Source organism: Curtobacterium sp. MCLR17_040 (assembly GCF_003234735.1).
GTDB lineage: Bacteria > Actinomycetota > Actinomycetes > Actinomycetales > Microbacteriaceae > Curtobacterium > Curtobacterium flaccumfaciens.
The window spans coordinates 82,642-92,976 of record NZ_QKTE01000016.1; the positions used below are offsets into that span (position 1 = coordinate 82,642).

Sequence of the window (10,335 nt, forward strand, 5' to 3'; positions counted from 1 at the left end):
ACACACCCCTCGAACGAAAGGCCCGACGTGACCGACACCCTCACCCAGCCCGCCGCCACCTCGCACGACGAGACCTGGTGGCGCCAGGCCAGCGTCTACCAGATCTACCCCCGCTCGTTCGCCGACGCGAACGGCGACGGCATCGGCGACCTGCCCGGCATCACCGAGCGGGTGCCGTACCTGGCCTCACTCGGCATCGAGGCCGTCTGGCTCAGCCCCTTCTACCCGTCCGCCCTGGCCGACGGCGGCTACGACGTCGACGACTACCGCGACGTCGACCCGCGCCTCGGCACCCTCGACGACTTCGACCGGATGGTCGAGGCACTGCACGCCGCCGGCATCCGGGTGATCGTCGACGTCGTCCCGAACCACACGAGCGACCGGCACGAGTGGTTCCGCGAGGCACTCGCAGCACCCAAGGGCTCCCCCGCCCGCGACCGCTACGTGTTCCGCGACGGCAGCGGACCGTCCGGCGAGGAGGCCCCCGCCGACTGGATCTCGATCTTCGGCGGGCCGGCCTGGACCGCCGTCGGCGACGGCCAGTGGTACCTGCACAGCTTCGCGAAGGAGCAGCCCGACCTGAACTGGGCGAACCGCGAGGTCCGCGACGACTTCCTGCACACCCTGCGCTTCTGGTCCGACCGCGGCGTCGACGGGTTCCGCATCGACGTGGCCCACGGCCTGGCGAAGGACCTGGGCGAGACCCTGCCCACCTGGGCCGAGCTCGCCGAGATGCCGAAGGACGGCACGCACCCGCTCTGGGACCGTGACGACGTGCACGAGATCTACGCCGAGTGGCGGACGGTCTTCAACGAGTACACGCCGGCCCGCACCGCGGTCGCCGAGGCCTGGGTCCCCGCCCACCGCCGTGCCCGCTACGCCAGTGCCGAGGGACTCGGTCAGGCGTTCAACTTCGACCTGCTCGAGGCCGACTTCGACGCCGGCCAGTTCCGCACCATCATCGAGTTCAACCTCGGCCTCGCCGAGCAGTCCGGCTCGTCGACCACGTGGGTGTTCTCGAACCACGACGTCGTCCGGCACGCCACCCGCTACGCCCTGCCGCCCCGCGCCGGCGGCACCGACAAGCAGGGCAGCGCCTGGCTGCTCGCCGGTGGCTCGCAGGACGCGCTCGACCGGTCGCTCGGCCTCCGTCGCGCACAGGCCGCCACGCTGCTCGAGCTCGCCCTGCCCGGCTCCGCCTACCTGTACCAGGGCGAGGAGCTCGGCCTGCACGAGGTCGGCGACATCCCGGACGCCGACCGCCAGGACCCGGCGTTCTTCCGCAACCCGGGCGTCGACGTCGGTCGTGACGGCTGCCGCGTGCCGATCCCGTGGACGCGCACCGGCTCGTCGTTCGGCTTCGGTCCGGACGGCTCGCACCTGCCGCAGCCGGCGTGGTTCGCCGACTCCAGCGTCGAGGCCGAGGACGCCGACCCCGACTCCACCCTGAACCTGTACCGGAAGGCGCTCGGCCTGCGTGGCCAGCTGCAGTCCGAGGAACAGCTCGAGTGGATCGAGACCGGCCGCGACGACGTGCTCGCGTTCCGTCGGCCGAACGGCTGGACGAGCGTGACGGTCTTCGGCGACGAGCCCTTCGCGCTGCCGGCCGGCGAGCTGCTGCTCGCCTCGGCCCCCGTGGTCGACGGCGCCCTGTCGGGCGTGGGGACGGCCTGGTTGCGTTCCTGACGCGACCCACGCCCTGGGCGCGACCGGATGACGGACGGGAGGCGCGGTGCCAGCTGGCACCGCGCCTCCCGTCCGTCGTCTGCCCGCGTCTGCCCGCGGAACCTGGCGTACCCGGCGTACCCGGCGGAAACGGGCGTACCGGGTCCAAACGGGCGTACCTGCCGGAAGCGGGCGTACCGGGTCGAGAGTTCCGACCAGGTACGCCCGTTCTCGCATCCCATCGCGGCCGTTCTGGGAAGGAAGTCCCGGTAGGGTCGCCGCATGAGCGGGGCGAGCATCAGCGTGCAGGACTTCGTGATGCGGTTCGGGGACCGCAACGTGGTCGACGGGCTGTCGTTCGACGTCGCCCCCGGGGAGACGTTCGGGCTGCTCGGCAGCAACGGCTCCGGCAAGACCACGACGATCCGGGCCCTGCTCGGCATCACCACCCCGACGGCGGGCACGCTGACGATCGACGGCCGCCCCTACCGACCGGCCACCGGCGGCATCGGCTACCTGCCCGAAGAGCGCGGGCTGTACCGCAAGGAGTCCGTCATCGACGTGATGACCTACTTCGGGCGCCTGCGCGGGCTCCGCGGCGCCGAGGCGACCGCGTGGAGCATGGACTACCTGGCCCGGGTGGGGCTCGCCGACCGCGCGAAGCTGCGCGTCGACAAGTTGTCCGGCGGGCAGCAGCAGAAGGTGCAGCTCGGCATCACGATCATGGACCAGCCGCGGCTGCTCATCCTCGACGAACCGACCAAGGGCCTCGACCCCGTGAACCGGCGGCTCCTGCTCGACCTGGTCGACGAACGGAAGGCCGACGGGGCGACCGTGGTCCTCGTGACGCACCACATGGACGAGGTCGAACGACTCTGCGACCGCATCCTGCTGCTCAAGGACGGCCGGGCCGCCGCGTACGGATCCGTGCCCGACGTGCAGGACGCCTTCGGCGGCGCCGTCGCCCGCGTCGGGCTCGACGGCCCCGTACCGAAGTCACCGCTGTACCGGCTCGCGCGCCACGAGGGGCACGTCGCCTACCTCGTCCCGACCCAGGCGGCCGCTCCGGACGGTGCGGACGTCCTGGCAGAACTGGTCGCGGCCGGGGTGCACGTCACCGCGTTCGAGATGCGTCGGATCCCGCTCGACGAGATCTTCGTGCAGGTCTACGGGCACGATGCCCTGGCTGCGGCGTCGACCGACGGGGCAGCGGCATGAGCAACCTCGGCACGGTCGTCCGGTTCGAGTTCGTCCGCGCGGTCAAGAAGCCCGCGTTCTGGATCGGGACCCTCGCGCTGCCGGTCGTCATCGTGGTCGTCTCGTTGCTCGTGGGCATCGGGCAGGCTGCCGGCACCAACTCCGTGGTGTCCGGGTCGTCGGCCACCAAGACCCCGTTCCACTACGTCGACGAGTCCGGCCTGGTGTCGGAGTCCGTGGCCGCGAAGTGGGGCGGGACCCCCTCCACCGACGCCGCCGCCGACCGCGCAGCCGTTCGATCCGGTGACCTCGACGCCTTCATCGTGTTCCCGTCGTCGCCGTCCACGACGGCCATCCGGGTCGACGCCGCCGACCGCGGACTCTTCGGGAACGGGGTCTACTCGTCGCTGGCCGAGCGGGTGCTCGAGCAGAGCGTCGCCGCCTCGGTCGACGACCCCGAGACCGTGCAGCTGCTCCGCAGTCCGCCCGCCACCGACGTCACCACCTACGCCGACGGCCGGGTCGCGCCGGGCTGGCTGTCCGTCGTGCCGCCGTTCCTGTTCGTCGCCGCGTTCTTCGGGCTCGTCATCCTGCTCGCCGCCCGGATGGTCACCGTCGTGGTCGAGGAGAAGGAGAACCGGATCTCCGAGATGATCCTGACCACGGTGACCGCGGGTGACCTGATCCGCGGCAAGGTCATCGCGATGCTGCTCGTCGGCTTCGTGCAGGTCAGCGTGTTCGTCGTGCCCGGCCTGGTCGGGCTGCTCGTCGCGTTGCCGCTGGTGTCGTCGCAGCTCGGTGGGCTGACGGTCGACCCGTGGCGGATGGTGACCGGCGCGCTGCTGCTCGTCGGCGGGGTGCTGCTGGCGTCCGGGCTGTTCGTCGCCGTCGGGGCCGCCGTCCCGTCGATCAAGGACGCCTCGGCCCTGCAGTCGGCAGCGATCTTCGCGCTGATCATCCCCCTGTACGCGGCGTTCTTCGTGATGACGACGCCGACGTCGCCCGTCGCGCAGTTCTTCACGTACTTCCCGACCTTCACGCCGATCACCGCGATGGTGCGGAACGCCGTCGGGGCCCTGACCGTGACGGAGTCGGTGGTCTGCATCGTCGAGGTGTTCGTCGTCGCCGGGCTGCTGCTGTGGTTCGCGGAGTACCTGTTCCGGCACTCGGTCGCGCAGTACGGGTCGAAGGTGACGGTGCGGCAGGTGCTGTCGTGGCGGGGGCGGCGGGGCTGATCCCCGCCGATCAGCCGGCGGCGATGCGGCGGAGCGCGTCCAGGTGGGCGGCCCAGACGGCCCGACCCGACGCGGTCAGGGTGATCGACGTGCGGGGCGTCTTGCCCACGAACCCCTTCCCCACCGACACGTAGCCGGCCGCCTCGAGCGCGGAGACCTGCTTGCTCAGCACCGAGTCGCTGACCTCGACCGCGTCCCGCACCTCGCGGAACCCGAGGGTGCCCGCGCGGGTCAGGGCGGCGATCACCGAGAAGCGCACGGGGTGCTGCAGCAGGTCATCGAGCTCGTGCCGCGGGTGCACCCGGTCGGTGGTGCTCACGAGCGGGCCTCGCGCGCCGCGCACACCAGGGCGACCAGCAGCAGCAGCCCCGAGGTGATGCCCGACCAGAGCACCGAGCCGTGCACCCACCCGACCACGGCGATCGCCGCCAGGTAGGTGACCGCCCAGCTTGCGATGTAGACGGTCCAGCGGCGGCTCCGGGCGAAGGCCGAGCGGCCGCGGATGCTCACCATGAAGAACACCACCAGGGCGAACAGGGCCACGAGGGTGCCGACGTAGACGGCGGCGAACGCGTCCCCGGTCGTGAGCCCCATGCCGAGCGTGCCGAGCGAGGTCGCGACGCCGAGCGCGGTGATGAACGTGACGTACGGCCAGCGGACGGCGTCGTGCGCGCGTCGGCCGATCCGGTCCGCCTGGTCGAGCAGTCGGGCCGCCTCAGCGGGTCCGGGTCGTGCGGTGGTGTCGTCCATGGTGTCCCCTCTCGTTGACACCAGTGTTGCAATGACTTTCCAGTTTGGCAAGCACTTTCCAAACCGGAGACCTTGCCGCTGCGCTCAGACGCGGACGGGTGCCTCGTCGAGGTCCCACGACGGGACGGCGTGCCGCTTCCATCCCTGGCGCAGGGTGTTCGCCGCGCGGTCGAACTCCACCAGGACGTCGATGTGCGGGCGGACCAGCATCTGGATCTGCAGCCCCTCGTAGACCGAGAGCAGCTGGGTCGCAGCCTGGTACGCGGGGATGCCGGCCTCTTCCGAGCCCTTGTCGAAGTCGCGCTGCAGCCCGACGGTCAGCTGCTCGGCGTACTCCTCGAACCGCTTGCGGAACAGTTCGGCGAACCCGGACTCCGAGCTGGCCACGGTGATCAGCCCCGCGAGCACCCGGACGAGCCCGGGGTCGGCGACGTCCTCGGCCAGGGTCAGGCGGACGTGCTCGATCGTGCACGTGGGCGGGTTCTTCCGCCGGGTCCCCCGCAGCTGCGCCCACCGGTCGTAGGTGACCAGGAGCAGGGCGTGCCAGGTCGGGAACAGCCGCTCGACGGTCTCGAGCGGGATGCCGGCCACCTCGGCGACGACAGCCGCGTCGACGGTGTCGAACGGGTGCAGCCGGTAGGCACGGATGGCCGCGCGCACCGTGCGCTCTGCGAGGGACTCGTCGTCCTCGACGCGTTCGCCGTGCAGGGGTTCCATCCGACCATTGCAGCGCATTCCGGGCCGTTTGTCTCGTCCCAGAGCGGGGGCCGTGCTCCGGGCCGCGTCAGCGCGTCGTGATCACGGCGGTCAGCCGACGGTGACGGGCGCCGCCGGAGGCCGCACCCGCTGGCGCATCCACACGAAGAACCCGGTCAGGGTGAAGACGCCGTAGAAGACGTACATCAACCCGGAGGCGTAGTACCCGGCGGAGAACAGCAGCGGCACGCCGACCAGGTCGACCGCCACCCAGATGAGCCAGAACTCGACCCACCCCTTCGCCATGCCGTACGTGGCGAGCAGCGATCCGACGAAGATCCACGCGTCGCTCCACACAGGCTCGTACGACCCGAGCGCGCGGAAGACGGGGGTCAGCAGGGCGGTGCCGCCGACCATGCCGACGACGAGCAGCAGACGGGTCTGCCAGGAGGCCCAGCGCGGCTCGATCACGGTCGTCGCGTCCTCGGGGCGGTGCGTCCACCGGTACCAGCCGTAGATGCTCACGATGATGAACATGACCTGACGGCCGGCCTGCCCGAGCAGGTTGACGGGGTTCGGGGTGTCGAAGAGCGCACCCATGAAGACGGTGAAGAGCAGGGCGTTGCCGACCAGCCCGACCGGCCAGGCCCATACCTTCCGGCGCATGCCACCGAGGGCGCTGAGCAGCCCGAAGACGTTGCCGATCACCTCGCGCCAGAGCACCGTCTGGTCGCCGATGACGATCTGCGCGTCGAACAACCAGCGCACGATGTCCATGGGCCCTCCTCGTTTCCGGACGGTGCAACGACGCCGTACGTACCGGCATTCCTTCTGTGATCACTCTGCATACGCGGAGCACGCACCCAGAAACCGGGGTACAAACCATGTCCTCCCTAGCGGGGACAAAAATGACCCCCGTTCTGGGGTCCAGGTGAACGCTCGTTCTCGCTTGTCGGCACTTTGGGGGACAGGTAACGTCGACGCCAGATCGAGTCCAGCCCGCCCGAGCAGCAGCACATGCGCTCCGAGGCCCGGCGACCGTTCTCGGCACCGGTCAGCCGCGACCCCCTCCAACCACTGGGTCGATGACAACCTCCCCACCGGACACGACGCCCGAATGTCCCCGGTGGGCTTCAGCGTGCCCCGAGCACGCAGGAACGGAACCACCCCATGCACAAGATCGTCACCGGTGCCATCGCCGGCGCAGCAGGCGTCGCACTCCTCCTCGGCGGTGCGGGCACGTTTGCCCTCTGGAACGCCAGCGCCTCGAGCGCCGCGTCCGCCGTGAGCGCCGGCACCCTGACGCTGAGCGCCAACAACGACGGCGCGTGGACGGACATCACGAACGGTCGTTCCACCGCGATCGACCCGACGAAGGCCCTGATGGTCCCGGGCAACACGTTCCAGTTCACGCAGACGCTGAACATCGGCGCGACCGGCCAGGACCTCAAGGCGAACCTGACCTACGCCAACCAGAGCATCACCGGTGACGCCGCGCTGCTCGCCGCCACGACGAAGACGCTGGCCGTCACGTCGACGAGCGCCTCGGTCGTGCAGTCCTCGTCGAACACGAACACCTTCGTGGTCTCGCCGTCCTCGTCCACGTCGACCGTCAAGGTCGTCTTCACGGTGACGCTCCCCTCGTCGGCGACCACCGGTCAGGGCGGCTCGATCAACCTCAGCGCGCTGGCCTTCACGCTGACCCAGACCGCGATCGGTTCCTGATCCCCCGATCGCACCCCACCGACCACGACGACCAGGAGCACGCACATGACCGCCACACCGCGGACGACGGGACGCCACCGCGCAGCCCGACGGTACCGCTGGGTGTGGCCGGTCGCGATCGCCCTGGTCGTCGCGGTCGGAACGGCGCTCCTCGGCGCCGGCGGCACGTACGCCCTCTGGAACGGGACCGCCAGCACGGGAGCCACCACGGTGCGCTCCGCCACGGCGACCATCACCGTCGGCAGCACCACGGCGATGAACACCGCGGTCCTCGGGCCGGGCACGAGTACCACCGGCACCTTCACGGTGCGGAACACCGGTTCGATCCCCCTGTCCATGCGCGTCACGACGACGGCCTCCAAGTCGTCCGTCGCGGCGGCGACCGGTGAGCTGACGCTCCACCTCGCGATGGTGTCCTCGGCCGCGAAGTGCGTGCCCGGGCTCACCGGCACGAGCGCGCGGCTCGCCACCTTCGACACCGGCACCGGGTCCTTCACCCTGCCGGCCGGGGTCAGCGGCATCGCCTGCCTCGAGATGGCGCTCGACGCCGACGCCCCGCAGAGCGTCGCCGGCGCCACCACCGACTTCACCCTCACCGTCACGGGAACGCAGGTCTCCGCATGAACCGCCGCCTCCGGCTCCTCGTCGCCGTGCTCCTCACCGCCGTGTTCGTCGGTGGCACCTCGAGCGCCGCGTGGGCACTGTGGAGCGCGTCGGGCACCACCGCGGCGAGCACCACGGTCGGCACGGTCGCGGCGTCCATCGGTGGCACGAGCGCCCTCACCACGGCGTTCTCGTCGAGCGTCACCTCGACGACGAAGCCGATCACGTTGACCGACTCGGGCACCCTCGCCGGCACCGCCACCACCACGGTCTCCGTCGTGTCCGGCAGCTCGACCGCGCTCGCCAAGGCCGTCACCGTCGTCGCCTGGCCGGTCGCCTCGACCGCGGGCTGCACCACGAGCACGGCCGTCGGCACCGGGTCCGTCACCGGCACCTGGGCGTCGCTGCCGAGCATGAGCGCGAAGCTGGCCGCCGGCGCCTCCGCCGTCTGGTGCACCCGCAGCACCCTGCAGTCGTCGGCTCCGGCCGGCTCGACCGCCAAGGTGAACGTCAACCTCACCGTCACGAGCGGCACCTGGACCTCGGGCATCGTCGCCGGCGGCTTCACCCTGTCCACCCCGGCAGCGACCGTCGACACCACGCCCTCGCTGGTCTGCACGGACCACGGCGGTTGGTACGTCGAGATCCGGTGGGACGCCGCGAACCGGCCGATGGACACCTGGTACGGCGCGTTCGTCGGCTCGACCCCGGTCGGGCAGAAGGCGCAGGACTACTCCGCGTTCATCACGATCGCCCCGCCGGACGTCCCCGCGAGCGCCGGCACCGCTGGCACGCTGACCGTCACCGTCAAGGTGCTCGACAGCGCCGGCAACCCCACGAGCACCGTCGCGGGCACCGGCAAGGTCACGCTCTTCACGCAGGACAACGGGGCGGCGATCCGATGCGGCGCATGAGCACCCCCACCCCGCGCTCCGGCTGGCGCGCCGTCGTCCACGCCGTCGTGCTCGGTCTCAGTACCGGACTCCTGCTGCTCGTCGCGGCCCTGGCGGTCGTGCTGATCGTCGTGCCGAAGGCCACCGGCTCGATGCCACTCACCGTCCTGACGCAGTCGATGGAGCCGACACTGCCGCCGGGGACCCTGCTCGTGGTCCGTCCGACCCCGATCGACGAGATCCGGGTCGGCGACGTCGTGACCTACCAGATCGTGTCCGGCCAGCCCGCGGTCGTGAGCCACCGCGTGGTCTCGGTGTCGTCGTCGTCCGACGGCGAGCGGACCTTCGTGCTCAAGGGCGACAACAACGCCGAGGCCGACCCGTCACTGGTCACCGCCGTGCAGATCCGCGGCGTGGTCTGGTACTCCGTGCCGGAGATCGGCATCGTCAACCAGGTCGTCAACGGGTCGCGGAGCTGGCTCATCCCCGCGGTCGCCGGCGTGCTCCTGACGTACGGGGCGGTGATGATGACCGCGGGCTTCGTGAGTGCCGCGCGTCGTCGCCGCGCCGGCACGAGCCGCGCCGGCACCAGCCACGGACGCCGCAGCGCAGCGCACCACGTCGAGCGGACCACCACCGAGAACACGACCACCACCCGGTCTAGGCTCGGTGGACGTGACGGACGGAGTGCAGCGGGCGCGGGAGCTCCTCGACGCAGCGGCACGACGGCTCCGCGGCGCGGACGTCCCGGACGAAGCACTCGGCGAGTACGTGCAGCCGAAGGCGGTCCTCGGGATCCGTCGTGACCCGACTATGCGACCCCTCGGCCGGGTGTGGCGGGTCGGAGCACTGCTGATCGGGTCGTCCCCCGAGACCGCCGGCCGTGTCTGGGCCACCGGGTCGATCACCCGCGTCACCGAACCCGGTCGGTCGCAGTACCAGTCGGTCTCCGCCGAGGTCCGTCGCGCCTACCGCGCCGCCGCCGCGAAGGGCCATTTCGACGCTGGTGACACGGTGAACCACGGCGCCGTCCCGATCCCCGTCGACGACTCCCTCGTCGGCGCCGAGGGCGTACTCGTCGTCATCGAGGACGTGCCCTCGGTCCGGTGGTCCCCGACCGCCGGCGCCGCAGTCCCCCTCGCCGACTACCTGGACGACCGCGTCGGGCTGCTCGTCGATCCCCCGCGGGGCGCGACCGACTGACGCGGCCAGCGGCCACGGAATCGCACGGTGCGGGGTTCGTCGTGCGGTGCCGGGTCACCCGACCCGTGCGAACTTGCCCGCCCCGTGCCCCGCCACGATCCCGCACCGAGCCACCGCGACCGCCCGGACCCACGAACCCCACACCGTGCGGCTCCGGGTGAGCCCCACGGACGCGACCACGGAACCGCACCGTGCCGGGTTCGTCATTCGTGCCGGTTCCTCGAGCATGCGCACGGTGCAGCGGCGGCGACTCCGTGCGCGTTCCCGCTCCCGGTGCGAGCTCGTGCCCAGAGCCGCACGACCGCACCGTGCCGGATCTCCCGACCCGTGCGAACTTGCCCGCCCCGTGCCCCGCCACGACCCCGCAC

The 10,335-nt window shown here is 71.3% G+C and carries 12 protein-coding genes; 8 read left to right on the forward strand and 4 right to left on the reverse strand.

Translation table 11 applies throughout. From position 1 onward, the window contains the following. Positions 1 to 27 precede the first annotated feature (27 nt). The 3 genes from DEJ01_RS13645 to DEJ01_RS13655 all read left to right on the forward strand — a co-directional run bounded on the left by DEJ01_RS13645 (position 28) and on the right by DEJ01_RS13655 (position 4,097). A complete protein-coding gene (locus DEJ01_RS13645) occupies positions 28 to 1,686 on the forward strand; it encodes a glycoside hydrolase family 13 protein (protein WP_111093318.1) in 1,659 nt (552 codons plus the stop codon). 261 nt (positions 1,687 to 1,947) lie between these two features. Then, positions 1,948 to 2,883: an ABC transporter ATP-binding protein gene (locus DEJ01_RS13650; protein WP_071404266.1), complete on the forward strand. Its 936-nt coding sequence runs from the start codon at positions 1,948 to 1,950 to the stop codon at positions 2,881 to 2,883. Beyond that, positions 2,880 to 4,097 (forward strand): ABC transporter permease, encoded by a 1,218-nt coding sequence (locus tag DEJ01_RS13655; RefSeq protein WP_111093319.1) that lies wholly within the window; start codon positions 2,880 to 2,882, stop codon positions 4,095 to 4,097. The genes DEJ01_RS13650 and DEJ01_RS13655 overlap by 4 nt, the downstream gene beginning before the upstream one ends. A gap of 10 nt (positions 4,098 to 4,107) precedes the next feature. On the opposite strand, the gene DEJ01_RS13660 is transcribed toward DEJ01_RS13655, so the two are convergent. From DEJ01_RS13660 to pnuC, 4 genes are all read right to left on the reverse strand, one after another. Further along, the gene (locus DEJ01_RS13660; protein WP_111022077.1) at positions 4,108 to 4,416 is read right to left on the reverse strand and encodes a transcriptional regulator; all 309 of its coding nucleotides are present in this window, start codon (positions 4,414 to 4,416) and stop codon (positions 4,108 to 4,110) included. Continuing rightward, positions 4,413 to 4,847: a chemotaxis protein CheY gene (locus tag DEJ01_RS13665; RefSeq protein WP_111093320.1), complete on the reverse strand. Its 435-nt coding sequence runs from the start codon at positions 4,845 to 4,847 to the stop codon at positions 4,413 to 4,415. Before DEJ01_RS13665 ends, DEJ01_RS13660 begins: the two co-directional genes overlap by 4 nt. An 84-nt stretch (positions 4,848 to 4,931) precedes the next feature. Beyond that, positions 4,932 to 5,564, reverse strand: coding sequence for a hypothetical protein (locus DEJ01_RS13670; RefSeq protein WP_071404264.1), 633 nt, complete (start codon positions 5,562 to 5,564; stop codon positions 4,932 to 4,934). Between the two features lie 90 nt (positions 5,565 to 5,654). Next, positions 5,655 to 6,320 (reverse strand): nicotinamide riboside transporter PnuC, encoded by a 666-nt coding sequence (gene pnuC, locus DEJ01_RS13675; RefSeq protein ID WP_111093321.1) that lies wholly within the window; start codon positions 6,318 to 6,320, stop codon positions 5,655 to 5,657. Positions 6,321 to 6,713: 393 nt separating this feature from the next. On the opposite strand from pnuC, the gene DEJ01_RS13680 reads away from it, so the two are divergent. The 5 genes from DEJ01_RS13680 to DEJ01_RS13700 are packed head-to-tail and all read left to right on the forward strand — an operon-like array spanning position 6,714 to position 9,967. Then, entirely contained in the window at positions 6,714 to 7,268 is a 555-nt protein-coding gene (locus DEJ01_RS13680) for an alternate-type signal peptide domain-containing protein (protein ID WP_111022073.1), read from the forward strand. A 45-nt stretch (positions 7,269 to 7,313) separates the two neighbouring features. After that, positions 7,314 to 7,892, forward strand: a complete 579-nt coding sequence (locus tag DEJ01_RS13685) for a TasA family protein (protein ID WP_111047202.1) — start codon at positions 7,314 to 7,316, stop codon at positions 7,890 to 7,892. Next, entirely contained in the window at positions 7,889 to 8,785 is an 897-nt protein-coding gene (locus tag DEJ01_RS13690) for a hypothetical protein (protein ID WP_111093322.1), read from the forward strand. The genes DEJ01_RS13685 and DEJ01_RS13690 overlap by 4 nt, the downstream gene beginning before the upstream one ends. Further along, positions 8,782 to 9,570, forward strand: coding sequence for a signal peptidase I (locus DEJ01_RS13695; protein WP_258375724.1), 789 nt, complete (start codon positions 8,782 to 8,784; stop codon positions 9,568 to 9,570). The genes DEJ01_RS13690 and DEJ01_RS13695 overlap by 4 nt, the downstream gene beginning before the upstream one ends. Positions 9,571 to 9,577: 7 nt before the next feature. Then, on the forward strand, positions 9,578 to 9,967 hold the full coding sequence (locus tag DEJ01_RS13700; protein ID WP_146247627.1) for a hypothetical protein: 390 nt from the start codon (positions 9,578 to 9,580) through the stop codon (positions 9,965 to 9,967). The last annotated feature ends 368 nt before the right edge of the window (positions 9,968 to 10,335 follow it).